The 16,193-nt window shown below is 51.0% G+C and carries 14 protein-coding genes and 1 pseudogene; 3 read left to right on the forward strand and 12 right to left on the reverse strand.

All coding sequences use genetic code 11. The features are described from left to right. Positions 1–26: 26 nt before the first annotated feature. On the reverse strand, positions 27–2,210 hold the full coding sequence (locus ACFSW8_RS03615; RefSeq protein WP_377090215.1) for a bifunctional alpha,alpha-trehalose-phosphate synthase (UDP-forming)/trehalose-phosphatase: 2,184 nt from the start codon (positions 2,208–2,210) through the stop codon (positions 27–29). Positions 2,211–2,421: 211 nt separating this feature from the next. Between ACFSW8_RS03615 and cysS the strand changes: the two genes are divergently transcribed. Together cysS and hemB are read left to right on the forward strand one after the other, a co-directional pair. Then, a complete protein-coding gene (gene cysS / locus ACFSW8_RS03620; protein ID WP_377091558.1) occupies positions 2,422–3,831 on the forward strand; it encodes a cysteine--tRNA ligase in 1,410 nt (469 codons plus the stop codon). Between the two features lie 19 nt (positions 3,832–3,850). Then, positions 3,851–4,840 carry a porphobilinogen synthase gene (gene hemB, locus ACFSW8_RS03625; protein WP_377090217.1) on the forward strand — a complete coding sequence of 330 codons (990 nt, stop codon included), beginning with the start codon at positions 3,851–3,853 and terminating at the stop codon, positions 4,838–4,840. A 6-nt stretch (positions 4,841–4,846) separates the two neighbouring features. On the opposite strand, the gene ACFSW8_RS03630 is transcribed toward hemB, so the two are convergent. The 4 genes from ACFSW8_RS03630 to ACFSW8_RS03645 form a co-directional block, all read right to left on the reverse strand. Then, on the reverse strand, positions 4,847–5,458 hold the full coding sequence (locus ACFSW8_RS03630) for a hypothetical protein (RefSeq protein WP_377090218.1): 612 nt from the start codon (positions 5,456–5,458) through the stop codon (positions 4,847–4,849). A 102-nt stretch (positions 5,459–5,560) separates the two neighbouring features. Next, positions 5,561–6,181 (reverse strand): hypothetical protein, encoded by a 621-nt coding sequence (locus ACFSW8_RS03635; RefSeq protein ID WP_377090219.1) that lies wholly within the window; start codon positions 6,179–6,181, stop codon positions 5,561–5,563. Between the two features lie 78 nt (positions 6,182–6,259). Then, complete coding sequence (locus ACFSW8_RS03640) at positions 6,260–6,856, reverse strand: riboflavin synthase (protein ID WP_377090220.1); 597 nt, start codon at positions 6,854–6,856, stop codon at positions 6,260–6,262. Between the two features lie 56 nt (positions 6,857–6,912). Then, positions 6,913–8,580 carry a putative Na+/H+ antiporter gene (locus ACFSW8_RS03645; RefSeq protein ID WP_377177456.1) on the reverse strand — a complete coding sequence of 556 codons (1,668 nt, stop codon included), beginning with the start codon at positions 8,578–8,580 and terminating at the stop codon, positions 6,913–6,915. A 9-nt stretch (positions 8,581–8,589) separates the two neighbouring features. On the opposite strand from ACFSW8_RS03645, the gene ACFSW8_RS03650 reads away from it, so the two are divergent. Then, positions 8,590–9,675: a thioredoxin family protein gene (locus ACFSW8_RS03650; RefSeq protein ID WP_377090222.1), complete on the forward strand. Its 1,086-nt coding sequence runs from the start codon at positions 8,590–8,592 to the stop codon at positions 9,673–9,675. A gap of 18 nt (positions 9,676–9,693) precedes the next feature. Here ACFSW8_RS03650 and ACFSW8_RS03655 read toward each other — a convergent pair whose 3' ends face one another. The 7 genes and pseudogenes from ACFSW8_RS03655 to ACFSW8_RS03685 form a co-directional block, all read right to left on the reverse strand. Further along, on the reverse strand, positions 9,694–9,897 hold the full coding sequence (locus tag ACFSW8_RS03655; protein WP_377090224.1) for a hypothetical protein: 204 nt from the start codon (positions 9,895–9,897) through the stop codon (positions 9,694–9,696). 89 nt (positions 9,898–9,986) lie between these two features. After that, a complete protein-coding gene (gene ftsY / locus ACFSW8_RS03660; RefSeq protein ID WP_377090226.1) occupies positions 9,987–10,838 on the reverse strand; it encodes a signal recognition particle-docking protein FtsY in 852 nt (283 codons plus the stop codon). 83 nt (positions 10,839–10,921) lie between these two features. Continuing rightward, positions 10,922–12,127 (reverse strand): FAD-dependent oxidoreductase, encoded by a 1,206-nt coding sequence (locus ACFSW8_RS03665; RefSeq protein WP_377090227.1) that lies wholly within the window; start codon positions 12,125–12,127, stop codon positions 10,922–10,924. A 3-nt stretch (positions 12,128–12,130) separates the two neighbouring features. Then, on the reverse strand, positions 12,131–12,736 hold the full coding sequence (gene tmk / locus ACFSW8_RS03670; protein WP_377177458.1) for a dTMP kinase: 606 nt from the start codon (positions 12,734–12,736) through the stop codon (positions 12,131–12,133). A gap of 92 nt (positions 12,737–12,828) precedes the next feature. After that, complete coding sequence (locus tag ACFSW8_RS03675) at positions 12,829–14,406, reverse strand: SulP family inorganic anion transporter (protein WP_377090229.1); 1,578 nt, start codon at positions 14,404–14,406, stop codon at positions 12,829–12,831. A 144-nt stretch (positions 14,407–14,550) separates the two neighbouring features. Then, positions 14,551–15,588, reverse strand: coding sequence for an SMP-30/gluconolactonase/LRE family protein (locus tag ACFSW8_RS03680; RefSeq protein WP_377177460.1), 1,038 nt, complete (start codon positions 15,586–15,588; stop codon positions 14,551–14,553). An 86-nt stretch (positions 15,589–15,674) separates the two neighbouring features. Beyond that, positions 15,675–16,115, reverse strand: a pseudogene (locus ACFSW8_RS03685) (thermonuclease family protein); the annotation flags it as partial. Between the last annotated feature and the right edge of the window lie 78 nt (positions 16,116–16,193).

Here is a 16,193-nt window from a genome sequence, read left to right on the forward strand (position 1 = left end):
AATTGGGGCCTATCAGTATGGATGATCTAGGCTAAAGAATCTAGCAAATTGCGCAGAGTTTTGATGCTGCAACGTTGATTTGCGCGGGTGTCGCCGAGGCCGACCTTGATGGTGTGGAGTGGGGTTGATGAGTCGCTATGGAGTGCGAACATGGACTCATCAGTAACGTCATCGCCAGCGGCGAGCGCGATATCGGGTTGCCATTGTTTGAGGAGTCGTTCTACGGCAACGCCTTTATTGACGAGTTGGCTTGCGACCTCGATAATTTTCTGCCCGTGGTGGACGGAGACTGGGTGGCTGGCGGTAGTGGAGGTGAGTTCTGAGAGGAGCCCTTTGGCTCGCCAGAGTCCAAATTCGGGGTCAGCTTGGCGGTAGTGCCAGACGATGGAGGAATGTTTCACTTCGATTTCGCTACCGGGGGTAAGGGAGACAGCTTCTTCGAGCTGTGGCAGGATGAGTTCTTTCCAGCTGGTATCGACGTGTGGATTGAGCAACTGCCAGTCCTGCATGTCTTGGGTTTTCCAATAATAGCCATGCTCAGCGACGAAATGAAGTGGGAGGTGGCCGAGGTGTTGGTCGAGGAATGATTTTGGGCGTCCGCTGACGATAGCGAGCTGCACTTGTGGGTGGTGTGATAGTTTGTGTAGGAGCTCTAGCAGAGATGGGCTAGGTATGGCGTCTTCAGGGGCTTGGGTGAATTCGCGTAAGGTTCCATCGTAGTCGAGGAAGAGAGCGAGGGTTTTACCGGAATCGAGCTGTGATTTGAGGTCGATGCCCAGGCTTTTGGCACTGGCGTGCTGTGGGCAATGACTGAGAGAGGTGGCTGAGGAAAGGTCAGCGAGGAAGCGTTTAGCCCAGGCTCCAGCGTCGTTAAGTTCGAGGCGGCGTTGCATGGCGTGGATGCGTTTCCACATTTGTGGCTCGTCCATATCGAGGGCTGTGTGGATGGCTTGTGCCACACCGGCTGTGTCGTGTGGGTTGACGAGGATGGCATGGGACATTTCATGTGCTGCGCCGGCAAACTCGCTGAGAATCAAAACGCCTGGGCGGGCGCGATGTGATGGGTATTTGCAGTCAATAAATTCTTTAGCGACTAAGTTCATGCCATCGACGATGGGAGTGACCATGCAGACATCTGCGAGTGCGTAGAGTGCGGCGAGCTCCTCTACTGGGAAGCTTCGGTGGAGAAATTGGACGGGTGAGTGGCCAACATCGCCGAATGTGCCATTGATGGCTCCTACCTCGCATTGGACGCGCTCGGTTAGTGCTTCGTATTCTTCGACGCCTCGTCGTGATGGGACGGCAACGAGAACGAAGTGGACGAGGCCGCGCATCTCAGGGTGGGATTCTAGGAAGGTGCGAATCGCTTGGAGTTTTTCGGGGACACCTTTCGTATAATCGAGTCGCTCCACGCTGAGAATCATTTTCCCTGAGCCTAGGTGTTTAGCGTGGGCGCTGTGTTGTTGGAGGAAGGTGTTGGTTGTGGCTGCTTTTTGGAAACCGTCTCGGTTGTGGCCAATGGGGTAGACTCCGAGTTGGATGTGTCGGTTTTGGTGCCACAGCCCATCGATGTCGGCTTCGACGCCCAGAATGCGAATGAGTGAGGAAATGAAGTGGCGCAGGTAGCTGTAGGTGTGGAAACCAATGAGGTCACAGCCTAGAAGACCATTTAGGAGGGCGTCACGCTCGGGCAAGGCTCGGAATATTTCGCTTGAGGGAAAGGGGGTGTGCAGGAAGAAGCCAATTTTCAAATCCGGGCGTTTTTTGCGTAGGAGTTGGGGGAGGAGCATGAGGTGGTAATCATGAATCCAAACTTGGGCGCCTTCATCCGCAATTTCGCTGATAGCGGTGGCGAATTTTTCATTTACTTGTTGGTAGAATGGCATCCATCGGGCGTCGAAACGCGAGCGTTCTTGCATGTAATGAAGGAGGGGCCAGAGAGTGGAGTTGGCGTAGCCGTCATAGTAGCCAGCAATTTCATCTTCGCTCAGTAGGATGGGCTCTACTCCTAAGCTACGGAGTGAGGTCTTGAGATCTTCTTCGCTGCGTCCGGCACTTGGGCATGGTCCGCCCCAGCCAACCCAGGTGTATTGCTCGCCAATACCTGCACCTTCGAGGGCTGAAGAGAGTCCGCCTGTGGTTCGTTTGATGGTGCCGTCTTTGAGGAGTTGGATTGGGAGTCTGTTAGATGCAAGAATGAGGGAAGCCATGAAGTAGGGAGTTTGGATGTGGGAGTTTGGATGTGGGAGTTTGGATGTGGGAGTTTGGATGTGGGAGTGCGAGTGTTGTGTAGAGTACAGAATGCGTGCTATTTGTCTAGGATTCTGTTAGTTGGGAGGAATTGGGTTATTAGTTGGTGGTATGGTGGAGAATGTCTGCAAAAGTCTTTCCAAAGTGGGGATGTGAGGCTATGGCGTGGTTATGCGCCTATACGACACGCAAGCGAGAGAGATCAAGGAAGTGGCCCCGAGAGATGGAGTTGAGTACGGATTTTATTGTTGTGGGCCGACTGTGTATGGGCCGGCGCATATTGGTAATTTTAGGACCTTTGTGGTCCAGGATGTGTTTCGCAGGACCTTGGAGATGTCTGGGATCAAGACGAAGCACGTTCGCAACTTGACGGATGTTGACGACAAGACGATTCGCGACTCGCAGGCAGCGGGTGTGAGTTTAGGTGATTTTACAGGGAAGTGGACGGAAAAGTTCCACGATGACTGTGGGGCACTGCATTGTTTGGAGCCACATATTGAGCCGAGTGCTGTTGAGCATATTCCGCAGCAGGTCACGATGATTGAGGAATTGATCAGCAAGGGACATGCCTATGCTGCTGAGGATGGATCCGTGTATTTTAGAATTAGTTCGTACCCAGATTATGGGAAATTGTCTCATCTTGATGAACGTGAGTTAGATTTGGGTAAGACTCAGAACCAACGCACTAATGACTCTGACGAGTATGAGAAAGACAGCGTTGCGGACTTTGTATTGTGGAAAGCACGCAGGGATGAAGATGGAGATAATTATTGGGATAGTCCATGGGGTGAGGGGCGTCCAGGTTGGCATCTGGAATGCTCAGCGATGATTCGCGAGTACTTAGGGGAGAGTTTTGATTTACATTCTGGTGGGGAAGACTTGGTGTTCCCGCACCATGAGAATGAGATTGCCCAGAGCAAATGTTCCTGTGGTGGGGATTTTGCGGCGCATTGGTTTCACATCACCCATTTGTTAGTGGAGGGTAAAAAGATGTCTAAGTCGCTTGGAAACTTCTTCAGATTGGATGACTTGCTAGAAAAGGGAGCTAAGGCGAATGAAGTGCGATTTGCTTTGATTGGGGCACATTACCGCAGGCAGCTGAACTTCACCTTGGATAGTTTACATGCGGCCAGGGAGGCGCTGGAGAAGTTACTCAAGGCTGAGCGTGCGCTTGCAGAGCTTGCTGGAGTGGATGAAGCTCCAAGTTATGAGGAACTGAGAGGGCTCGGTGACAAGGGCTTGTTTGAGAATGCATGGCTTGGGCTTAATGAGGATTTGAATACGCAGCGTGCGATCGGTGCTATGTTTGGAGCATTACGTCGCGCTCAGAATGAAGCTGACCCATTGACTCAATGGAAAGGTTTGCATTTCATGCTTCACGCATTGGGGATTGAGTTGCCCGAGACCGAGGAGGAAGAGGAAGTGGATGTGCCAGCTGAGATTGAGAAACTAGCGCAAGAGCGCGTACAAGCACGTGCAGATAAGGAGTGGGCTAAGTCTGACGAGCTGCGTGATAAATTGAAGGAGCTTGGTTGGCTTGTCAAAGATGGGTCAGATGGCTATAGCCTAGAGAAACTCTAACTCCTAATCTAAAGAAAATATGCAACATCGTCCTCGTCGTAACCGCAAGAGTCCAGCCATTCGCAACCTTGTCAGAGAGGTTCAGCTTTCAGCGAAGGATTTCATCTATCCATTATTTGTTCATGAAGACGATCAGGATGTGCCGATTGGATCGATGCCTGGGTGCACACGTTGGTCGATTGATGGTTTGGTGAAGGAAGCTGGGGAAGCTCATGCGCTGGGAGTGCCTGCAGTTGTCATTTTTCCAGCAGTTTCTGAAGATAAGAAAAATGGGACAGCTGATGAATGTTATAATCCAGATGGTTTGGTGCCGCGAGCTATTAGGGCATTGAAGTCAGCGCACCCGACTCTCTGTGTTATCACTGATGTTGCACTAGACCCATACAACTCAGATGGGCATGATGGGATTGTGAGGAAGAAGGCGGATGGAGAGTTAGAGATTTTAAATGATGAGACAGTGGCTGTTTTATGTAAGCAAGCTTTGTGTCACGCAGAAGCTGGTGCTGATATTGTATCACCGAGTGATATGATGGATGGTCGCGTGGCAGCGCTTCGTGGTGCTTTGGATGCAGTGGGTTACGAGGATGTTTCCATTCTATCCTACACGGCAAAGTATGCTTCAGCATACTACGGTCCATTCCGAGGTGCTTTAGACTCGGCTCCTAAAGCAGGTGACAAGAAGACCTATCAGATGGACTACGCGAACGTACGTGAGGCTGTGCGCGAGGTGATGATGGACGAGGAAGAGGGAGCGGATATGGTTATGGTGAAGCCCGCTGGCGCGTATTTAGATATCATTGCCAAGGTGCGTGAGAATACGACTCTTCCGGTGGCTGCATATCAGGTCAGTGGGGAGTACCTTATGATTAAATCTGCCGTTGATGCTGGGTGGTTAGATGAGAAAGCAACAGTGTTAGAGAGTTTAACAGCAATTAAGCGATCTGGGGCAGATATTATTTTAAGTTACTTTGCCAAGCAGGTTGCCGAGTGGGAGCAAGAGGCTGAGTAGTGGGGCTTAAGCGGCGAAGCATTCAACCTTGAGGTTGCCATCAAATTCGTCGGTTGTTTCAAGTTGGTCGACGACTTTGAGTCCGTGGGCTTGGAGGAGCTGGAAGAAGAGTCGGCATTCAGACTTTGTGCGCAGCAGGATGCTTTCGAACTTACTGCGCAGCGTTGCTTGGTAGTGGTTAGGCACGTAATTATCCGAAGTGTGTGATTCCTCATAGGGGCTAAACACAATGGGTTTGTCGTCTGAGAGGTGAAGGAAATTGCCTGGACCAAAGGGGTGAGTCTTGGCATCGGCACTGAGCTTTGTCTCGGAGACAAACTTTCTCATGCCGGGGATTTGGCGTTTTTTGCAACCTTTCCAGACTTGTTGATAGATGTCTTTAGAGATGTAGACGAGGTGGTATTGGTATTGGTCGTCTAGAGGATCTGAAGACAGGTGTTCGAGTTTTACGCGGAAAGCATCGATCTCATGGATATCAACGTGGCGTTTTGAAGTGGTCATTTTACCAAAGACGCCATGTGGGGAACCGTGGTAAAGGAAGCGGTTTGCGGAGCAAGTGATTGCATTGATATCTGCCAGTGGCAGATCACAGAAGAACTGGGGGGATTTTGAAGTCATAGGGGGGAGATAACTTATATTTAGATGTACTATTTAATTCATGGCGAATGAGTTGGCAAATAAAAAATTGTTAGTATGGGGGAGGTAGCCGGAAATTCTAAGTTAGAATGCGTAGCAATGGACTTGGAGGTCACCATCGAGTTCATCACTGACTTCACGGCGAGCACCGAGTTTGAGGCCACTGGCTTCAATGAGGTTTCTGACGAGTGGGTAGTCGTGCTCCGAGCGCATGAGGAAGCCATCGAATTTATTTTCGAAGAGAGCTCGGTAGTGAGCAGGAACGCTGAGTTCGTTATGTAAGGGGCTGGGGAATTGGGCCAAGTAGATTGGCTTTTGGAACTTCACCCAGAAGGGGTCTCGGTAGCGTTTGGCGGAGAGGCTGGGTTCGGCGCCTAGTCTGACACGTCTGGTGATATCTTTGATATGTTTTGACTTATCGAGACTTTTGCCGTCCCAGAGGGTATGGCTGAAGTCTTTATTGAAGAATACGAGGTGGTAGGCGTATTCGTCGGAAAGTGGTGTGCTGGTGAGGTAAGTAAGGCTAACTTTGAGGGCCTCTATTTTAACAAGGTCGATTGGGCCGCGTCTTGCATTGAGTGAGCCGTAGGCACCAAAGGCGCCATGAGTGGAGCCGTGGAATAGGAGTTTGAGCGCGGAATAGGTGAGGGCGTTAGCGTCGACGATGGGGTAGTCGAAAAAGTACTTTTCACTTACTGGGGGCATATCAGGGGGAAATGATTTCCCGTCCCGTAAGGGATACGCAGGTGCTTTGTCAATAGTTGCGTATCATAAAGTTGTGTCTTATTGCGCAGATTGCGTAGCGAGGAGACGTTCGGTGTATTTGGCGAGGAGGTCGGCTTCCAGATTGACGGGCTGGCCAATTGTGCAGGCGTGCAGGTGGGTATGCTCGAAGGTGTGTGGGGTGATCCAGAAGATGGCGCTGTCGTCAGTGAGTTCGGCTATGGTAAGTGAGATTCCATCGATGGCGAGTGAGCCTTTTGGGATGCAATATTTGAGGATGGAATCAGGGAGTTGGACTTCGAAGCGATGATCTTGGCCGTGTTTTGAGAGGTCTTTGATGGTACCTGTGTCGTCGACGTGGCCTTGGACGAAGTGGCCGCCGAGTCGGTCATTTGCTTTGAGGGCGCGTTCGAGGTTGACTGTGGAGTCTACTTTGAGGTGGCCAAGGGAAGTGACTTTAAGTGTTTGAGCTAGCAGGTCGAATTTGGCCGAGGAATCGTCGAAGCTGGCGACGGTTAGGCAGCATCCGTTGGTAGCGACTGAGTCCCCTAGAGCGAGTTCTTGGGCAAATGGGATGGCGATGGTGAACCGTGATTGTTCTCCGAGAGTTTCGATATGGGTGATCGTTCCAGTAGCTTCAACAAGACCTGTAAACATGATAGCGGAATATAGTAAAAAGCCCCGACTTGGTCGAGGCTTTGTGTATTGTGAAATTAGTGTGTGTGGCTTTCTTGTATCTCCTTTTTAGGTGAGCCAGCGTGGGCGTCCTCGACGTGTTCGTCGTGGGCTTTACGTTTATCGAGCGGATCGTTTACCATTCCGCTTGTTGGGATCAGCATGAAGCAAGCACCCATGATAACTGTTGGTACGAGTGCTGCGGTCATGAGTTTTAGAGGTGCGACGCCGCCCTCGAAATGTTTCCCGAGGATAGACTGACCAGCGGGGTTAGGAGCATTTGCGATCACGGTAAGGCCACCACCAGTAACCGCACCCGCTACGATGGCGTATTTAGCAGTAATGGAGAGACCTGGAGCTTGTGAGGCAAGGTAGGTGATTGCTGCGTTATCGTTGAATGCTGTGAGCACTGTGGAGCCAATCATCAAAATGTATTGGTTGTCGATGGAGGTGATAAGTGGCTCAATCCACCAAGCTTGGCACTTACCGTGGATCACGAGTCCGGAGAGGAAGAAGCCAACGAGGAGTGGTGATTTCATACTGACATCATTCTGGTGGTGTCCGGTGGCTTGAGTGAAGCCAATGAAGAACATGAAGCCGGCGATGAAGAGTGGTGGGTAGTGGGCTGAGAGAACAGTCCAACCAAGGAAGGCAAGGTGGGTGAATGTCACCATGAATGGGATGGGGTCTTCACGTTCGGCCCAGAGTTGGCGGCGGTTCTCACCTTCAGTGTCACCTTCGAGAGCAGCGAAGTGCTTTTTGAAAGCAAAGAAGTAGAGGATGTTCGCAATGATGATACCTAGGATTGCTTTGAGACCGAAGTTCATGAACATGAAGCCGAGACCGAAGTTCCACTTCTGTGCGATCATGAGTACTGGAGGAGCCGCGAAGTGGGTGAGTGTGCCGCCCACGGAGATGTTCACGAAGAGGAGTCCGAGTGTGGCATATGCGAATCCTGCAGGTGGTTTTTTGTCGTAGAACCACTTGGAGAGCAACATTGCTGAGATTGTCATAGCAGCTGGCTCAGTGATGAAGGAACCAAGAATTGGTGCGATGGTCATGACTGAGAGCCACCAAGCGGCTGGCCCGCCACCGAACATGCGAGCTACCGAGCCAATGATTTTTTCTGCAAAGCGCACGACTGGGCGAGTTGCGGAAATAGCCATGATGATGACAACAAAGACTGGCTCGACGAAGTTTACATCTTTAGCAAAGTAGAGTTTGATTTGCTGGTAGCCGTCAGCGATGCCGAGGAAACCACCTTCTTGTATGCCGAAGAAGTAGTACATGGCGATGACGAGGGCGGCGACCCAGATACCGAAGATGGCTTCTACTTCACCTAGGAAATGGAAAAGGTGCGCGCGGAATGAGACATCATCTTTGGCGTCTTCTTGAGGTTTTGCGCAGGCTGTGCGTCCTTCAGCTTTGATCCGTTCTTCGTGTTTTTCCTGGTGGTGGTGAGCCATGCGGAGGAAGAAACCGGCGAGGAAGGTGTGAACAATAGCACAGACAAAAATGATGGTGGCAACGATATTGAAGCCATCTTGTTGGGTGGCGCGGTATGCAAGGGTGGCGCCTACATCAACATTACCCTCTGGGGTAAGCTTCTTTTCGTAGTATCCGAGTGGTAGGGGGAAGACGGCGTATTGGTCCTCAGTTAGTCCGTATTCACCGGCTTTGTAGGCTGGCTTATCATTTGCAGCCATAAGGGATGAATGCAGACCAATCAGGGCCAAGATGGCAATGATGAGATGTTTGTATTTGCTCATAATGAAGTAGGTTTTCGGTGTGCGGCTGAGCAAATAGAGGAGATTGTTGAATCCAGCAATGCTAATTTGCGTCGTAGTTTTGAGAATGGCTTCTTGAAATGTGTGCGTGGGTGTCCGATTCTCTGCGGCATGCACTTGCGAGCGATTCTATTTTCGACATTTTTGGCATCAACTTTCGGAGCTTTGACGAGTTGTGCGGTGATCAGTAGGAATGCGAAGGTGGTGGGTGAGGACTTTAAGGAATTTACCGGGTTGGGGGATGATGGTGAAAAGCAGGGAGGGGGACTGAAGGATTTGGCGGACATCAAGCCGGTGATGTCATCGGATACGAGCCAGCTCTACAGCGAGGATATGATTGAGTGGGCGAATGAAGATCCGGATGCGCCGATGGCTGCATTGGATGCGATCTGGGAGAAAGGTCCGGTAGATAATTGGTATGAGAGCTACAATGCGGCGATGCGTGAGGCACGCAAGGAAGGGAAGCCTGTAATCTTATGGTTTACGAATTCTCGTTCCAACACCATAGCGAGAGCGTTGAGCGACGAGTTATTTTCGACATCGAGTTTCGAGGATTGGGCGGAGGATAATGTTATTTTATTGCGGGTGGACAGCAATGTGGTGGATGACGATGAGCGCAGGAAGGATGCGAAGAGGAAGTATGTTGCGAGATTGAGGAAGCAATACAAGGTGCTAGGGGCTCCCGTTGTGTTGATGCTTTCACCGAGAGGGTCACAATTTGGAAAGTACGTTGGCTACAAGACTGGAGATCCAGAGTTTTATTTTGGTCGTCTCAAGAATGCGCACCGCAATGCCATGGCTGACTACGCGAATTGGCGCGAAGAATATGAAGCGAAGGGGTATCGGGTATGGCACGATAATAAAGGGCGAAAGACCTTTGCTAAGCCGTACTCACTGAAGGATGGGGTGATTTATCTCAAGGCACCAGATGGCAAGCGCTCCGCCTTTCCTGTAAGAAAGTTGTCGCGCGAGGATCAGGCTTGGATCGAGGCGTACTCTAAGAAGAAGCGCTAGTCGGGAAGCGTGTGCGTATTAGCGGACTAGGAAGTAGATCGCTAATGCGGCGCCACCAATCCAGACGGCGACGATGTGGGCCACGCCAAATGAGCGCGCCCCAGGGCTCTCAGCGGGGTCATCTTTATGTGGGCCAAAGAGAACGTTGTAGCGTGAGACGAGCCAAGCACCGAGAAGGAACCAGAAGATGAGAAAGACGATAAGAAAGGTGTTGAGTATCATGGTTTCAGTGCAGTTAGGGTGTGGGGGAGTTGGTTGAAATTTCTGAGTTCAGGCTTCGATGGAAGTGAGCTCAACTGTGGGAGGTGGTGTCACATGATTTCTTCCACAAATTCTTGTTTTTTGAAGCGTTTGAATTGGTGTGCTTCTTCGCCCATTCCGATATAGCGTGGGGCAATTTGTAATTCTTGGTAGATTGACACGATGATGCCGCCTTTGCCTGAGCCATCGAGCTTGGTGACCACTAGGCTATCGAGGGCGATTGCTTTGTTAAATTCTCGGGCTTGCTGAAGTGCGTTGCCACCAGTGGTGGCGTCGACGACGATCATTTTGGTGTGTGGAGCGCTCGGGTCTTGTTTGCCGATAGTGCGTTCGATTTTTTCAAGCTCGGCCATGAGGTTATGGCGGGTGTGGAGGCGGCCAGCAGTATCGAGGATGAGGAACTGGGCGCCGGTGGCGATAGCTTGCTGATGTGCTTTATAGCAGACGGAAGATGGGTCGGCATTGGGAGCACCTTTGACGACTGGGATCTGCACGCGATCGGCCCAGACTTCGAGTTGTTCGACGGCAGCGGCGCGGAAGGTGTCGGCGGCAGCGACGACGACTGAATGGCCTTGTTTTTTGAGGGATTGTGCGAGTTTTGCAGTGGAGGTGGTTTTACCGGTTCCATTGACGCCGACCATGAGGATCACATGGGGGAGCCCGTCCTCACGGGGTTGGAGGTCAGCTAGATCCTCGGGGAGTATGGCGGCAATGTGTTTTTTAGCCGTCTCGACTACATCATCTGCGGAAATTTTACGTCCAAGGTCTTGGAGTTCATCGACAATAGTCATGGTGAGTTTGGCTCCAAGATCTGCGCCGATGAGATCTGCTTCGAGTTCTTCCCAGTCGATTTCTGCACGATTTCGGACCTTATTGATAAATTTCTTAAAAAAGCCTGCCATGACGTGCCTCCTTTAAGCTTGAAACTTGTTGGGGTCAAGAACTGCTGAAGTTGGATTCTTGGTGTGGGTGTACCTTGAATGGGTTAGAGGTACTTTGTGGGGCTGGTGCGGGTGAAAAGGCCCGTTTTGATGCCGGCCATGGTGCTGACCATTTGTTTTCTGAGCCAGGGAATTTTGTTCGCAAGGGGGAAGGTGCAATCACGAATGGTTCCCAGGAGATGGTGGTCAGACTGGAAGAAGGGGGTAGCTGTGCGTGTGGCAAACTGATAGAAGCCAAGTTGGCAACGTCGTTGTTGGCTGAAGCATTTGAGAGCCTCTTCAATGGGGTGAGAGGCAATTGTTTTGGCTAGGACACTAGCGTCGAGTAAGGCTAGGTTGACCCCTTGGCCGAGCTGTGGGCTGAGGGCGTGTGCGGCATCGCCGAGGACAACTGTTCGGCCCTGGTGCCAGTGGGGCATGACAACATCATGGTAGCTCGCCACATCCAGATCGTTATGGTGTTCTATCTGATCTAAAAATGACTCAGATTGTGGGGCAAGTTTCAGGACTGCGTGCTTCCATTCATCCAATGGTTGGTTGCGCCATTGGTCAATCTGGTCGAGTCGTATCGACCAAAAGAGGCTGAGCAAGTCATCTTGGGTGCCAGTGGGGAGGAAGCCGCAGAGCTCGTCCGTGGAAGAAACTGACTGCCAGAGTTGGTTGTTTTTGAAGGCAGGAGTGCGTTTGCCAACAAACCAGAGGGCGCCCCATGGGTATCGATTTTGTTTTACGGGGATGCCTGAGAACTTCCTCAGTTGGGAACGGGCTCCATCAGCAATGACGAGCAGGTCGAATGGGCCGTGCTGTTTATCCGTATGGTCAGTGAGTCGTATCTCATTATTATGGTTTGAGATTCCTAGAATCTCGCAACCCCAATGCAGGTTGGCTTCAGTCTGATCCAATGTTTCCTCTAGCAGCTTGAAGAGAGTGCTTCGGTGGGTTCCTTGACCTTTAAAGTCAGGATGGAGTTCTGCGTAGTGAAGGTTGAGGATTTCTGATCCAGAGTCGTTGACGCAGAGCAGGTGGTCGATCTCGGTGGTGGTGGTGAGAAGGCTATCGTAGATCCCTAATTCCTTAAGGACTGATAGGCCTGTGGGTTGGAGCAGGAAGCCAGCACCAATGGGGGCGTTGGCGGGTGCGCGCTCGAAAAGGCTGACCTGATGGCCCTGGCGTGAGAGCAAGATGGCTGAGCTCGCTCCTGCGGAGCCGAAGCCGACAATGGCGATGCGAAGTTTGGTGGGAGTTGGCATTAATCAGATCGCAGCTTGAGCGATACTGAGCATTTCTCGGTGGATCTCTTCCATGCTTGGCTCAGAGTTGATAACATTTGCGTAGGCTTCTTCTTTGACGCTGAGAAAGACATCACGGCAGAACTGGAGTGCATCGCGTTGTTCAAAGGCGTTGGCTTCGTCACCGCGGTGGCCAATGCGTTTCAGGGCTTGGTCGACATCGAGGTCGAGGATGAACAAAATGTCAGGGGCGGGTGCGAATGCTTCATTGGTAGCGCGCAGTTCCGCGACGTCATATCCATTTGCGCCTTGATAGGCCATGGTTGAAAAGTAGTAACGATCTAGGACGACATGTGTGCCACTGTCTAGAGCGGGTAGGATGACGTCTTCGAGGTGTTGGCGGCGATCTTTATGGAAGAGCTCAAGTTCTTCGTCTGGAGCGAGTCGTCCTTCGGTCATGGATTTCCGGAGGATCTTCCCAAATGGACCATCGGATGGTTGGCGGTCTTGGAGGACATCATGTCCGCTGGAACGCAGGGCGTCGGCTAGCAATTGCACTTGAGAGGACTTTCCTGTGCCGTCAATTCCCTCGACGACGATCAATAAACCACGCTTATTCTCAGCTTCCATTGCCCTGTTAGTAGGGGACAATGTTGGGATGGGCAAAACAAAAAAACTCCAAGCGAATGATGCTTGGAGTTTTGGACTGAGAATGTGGCGGATCAGGATTTTTCTGAGCGCAATCTGGCGACTGTGTAGTCGGGGTCGTCAGGGAGGATTTCGATATCCACGAGGGTGCCAGCGCGTTCGATCATGCGTCGGCAGTCCGCTGAGAGGTGGCGGAGGCGGAGGTTTTTACCGGCTTTACGGTAGCGCTCTGACATGGCATGGATGGCTTCGATTCCTGAGTGGTCGCTGATGCGCGCTTTTTCGAAATCGATGACGATATTTTGGGTGTCACTTTTTGCTTGGAAGTGGTCGGCGAAGTCGCTGACGGAGGCGAAGTAGATCATACCTTCGACAGCGTAGACTTTTTCATCGTCGGATTCTTTAATGACCTCGACGAGGACGTGTTGTGAGCTTTTTACGGCGAACACGAGAGCGGAGAGGAGGATGCCAGAAAGAACACCGTAGGCAAGGTTGTGGGTTACTACAGTAACTACCGTTACTACTGTGATTACGAGTATGTCCGTATTGGGCACCTTACCGAATGTCTTGAATGTGGACCATTCGAAGGTGGCGATTACGATCATGAACATTACACCAACGAGGGTGGCAATGGGGATGTTAAGAATAAGCGGGGATGCGAAGAGGACGAAGATGGCGAGTGAGAGTGCACCGACGATGCCTGAAGTTCTGCCTCTACCACCGGATTTCATATTGAGAAGCGATTGGCCAATAGTGGCGCAGCCACCCATGCCGCCGAAGAATCCTGATGCGATATTTGCTGCGCCTTGGGCGAGACATTCGCGGTTACTTTTACCGCGTGATTCGGTGATTTCATCAATGAGCTGGAGGGTAAGTAGGGACTCTATAAGGCCTACAAGAGCGATACTGATAGAGATCGGAAGGATAGCACTCCAGAATGCCCAGTCCCATGTGATACCAGTGAGGTCTGCAGGATTGGGGAAAGTTGTCGGGATGGTAGAGGAACCAGTGCGCTCCATGAGTACGTCGCCAACTGTTCGGCCATCGATTCCTGGGATGAAATAGCAGGCCAGACCTACGCCAGCGATGGCGATCAGGGAGGGAGGGACTGCTTTAGTTAGCTTTGGCAGACCAACAATGATGCCCATGGTGACCAAGACCAGAGTGATCATCATGTAGAGTGGGTTGCCTGTTAGCCAATTATTTTGGCCATCGACAAAGAATGTGAGTTGTCCGAGTGCAATCATGATGGCGAGTCCATTGACAAATCCCATCATGACTGGATGGGGGACGAGCCGGATGAGTCGGCCCATTTTCATGATACCCAAGAAGGCTTGTATTAGACCGGCAAGGATGAGTGACACGAATAGGTACTTGTAGGCCATAGGTTCACCGCCTGCAGCATCTCCTAATTGGTATGCTTGGGCTGCAACGGTGGCAATGGCTCCAGTGGCGCCACAGATCATGCCTGGACGTCCGCCAAATGCTGCGGTGATAAATCCGACAAACACGGCGGACCAGATGCCGACATCGGGGCGCACGCCAGCAATGAACGAGAATGCAATGGCTTCAGGGACAAGCACCAAGGATACCGTCAGGCCGGACAAAAAGTCATCCTTGAGTGTGCCGCGCTTCTTTTGAAATTTGAACATAGCGAAAAAGTTGTGTGTGAGCTGGTTGCACTAGAGAGAAATTGCTCAACACGCAACCCCGAAGTCCGCGCTGTCACAAGAAGGTGGCGAACTATGTGCGTAAGGACGCACATAGTTGAAGGGGGGTAAATACTAGCGTGGGCGCTATTCTGAAGGCACTTGTGGGGAGAATGTGTAGATTTGGTAGGTACTACGCAATGGCTCGGGGAGGTGGATTTGGGAAGTGGTGAAATAGATTTTTCCGTTTGGTCCTTCTGCGAAGGAATCGGCCCAAGAGATTTTTGGATTTTTGAGGTAATTGACAAGTTGGCCGGTATGGGTGAGGACATTAACTCCATTACTTTCTAGGGCACCTAGCCAGAGGTTTCCTTTTTTATCAAAGAGCATGCCATCAGTGGCTGGGATTATGGCGACTTTTTCCACTTTTTTGGCAAGCTCCTCGTTAGAGATGGAGGCATTTCTTATGTCTTCGGTGCTTAGGCGGTAGAGTGTGTGGCTTGTAAGGGCTATGAAATAGAGGTGTTTGCGGTCTGGTGTGAGGGCAATTCCATCGGCATCGACTGCGTTTTTCCATACGTGACCGTCACAAACGAGGAGGTTCGTCTCGCTGGTGACTGAGGGGTGGTCTTCGAGGATTCTTCTCGCCTTTCCGTCCTTTAGGTTGAGCACGATGAGGGCTCCATTACCGGAGTCAGTGAGGTAGGCGAAGCCGTGTTGGGTGTCCACACGGACATCATTGAAGTAGGAATCTGGTTGGTATGTATCCTGAGAGAATGGATAGGATCGGATGCGTTGGTTTAAGGATAAGTCGAAGAGGTGGAGAGTGGGGCCTTGATTTTGCACACCTTTGAATTGGGGGTTATGGGTGTCTAGAACCCAGAGGTGGTCTTTGTCGTCTATATATACGGATTGAACCGCATTGAAGCTCTGATGGTTGGATCTGTTGTTCCAATCTTGTGAGGGGTAGGGATGGGTTTTACCATCGATGATTTCAGCGACACTGATTGTTTCTTTATCAGACCATTTTGGAAAGTTGGTAAAGACTCTGCCCTCTTTGCTGACAGCAACGCCTGTCCATTGTTTTTCAGAGCTAGCGATGCATGTTAGTTCATCAGCCGGTATCATGATTATGGTGCAGAGGTAAGCACAAACAGCGAAGGTGTTAGTAAATTTTTTTTGCATGGGAGTAATGGTTAGGTAGTTGATTATAAACCTACTAACAGCTATTCGTAAATAGAGATATAGTGAGTGGTGTGTTGTGGCTGGAATCATCCACCACAGATGCCACATGCTTTCCCTTCTTTTGAATGACAGCTGCGGCCACGCTTTGTTTTTTTGTACCATTGGCAGGTAGAGTTGTGTCGGGTGTTGCTGCTGGTATTTAGCCAATACCCAATGGCTGTGGCTGAGCCTTCCTTAATGGCACGCGTTTGCTTTTTGAGGCTACGAAATTCCCATGGGGGGGATGGGTGAGGAGTGGCCCAGAGGCCGAGCTTTTTTGAGCGAGCATCTTTTTCTAGGCGGGCGAGTGTTTGGTCATTTGAGTAGCGTTTGTAGTGCCATGCCCAGCCATTTGCTACCATCCAATGATTGGCATTTTGGTTGTTAGCGAAGACGGTGCCTAGTGAACGACCATAGCGGTCTTTGCTGGCAACAAAAACGGTGACTGACTTGCCCTGAAGGAACTTACCAAGAGCGATTTTTGATTGGCGGCCAAATGCTCATGCGCGTTCACTTAAGGAGCTGTAGTTTATCCATCAGCGACTTACGACTTCTTCGATCCATCC

The organism is Rubritalea tangerina, assembly GCF_042683245.1.
GTDB classification, from domain to species: Bacteria; Verrucomicrobiota; Verrucomicrobiia; order Verrucomicrobiales; family Akkermansiaceae; genus Rubritalea; species Rubritalea tangerina.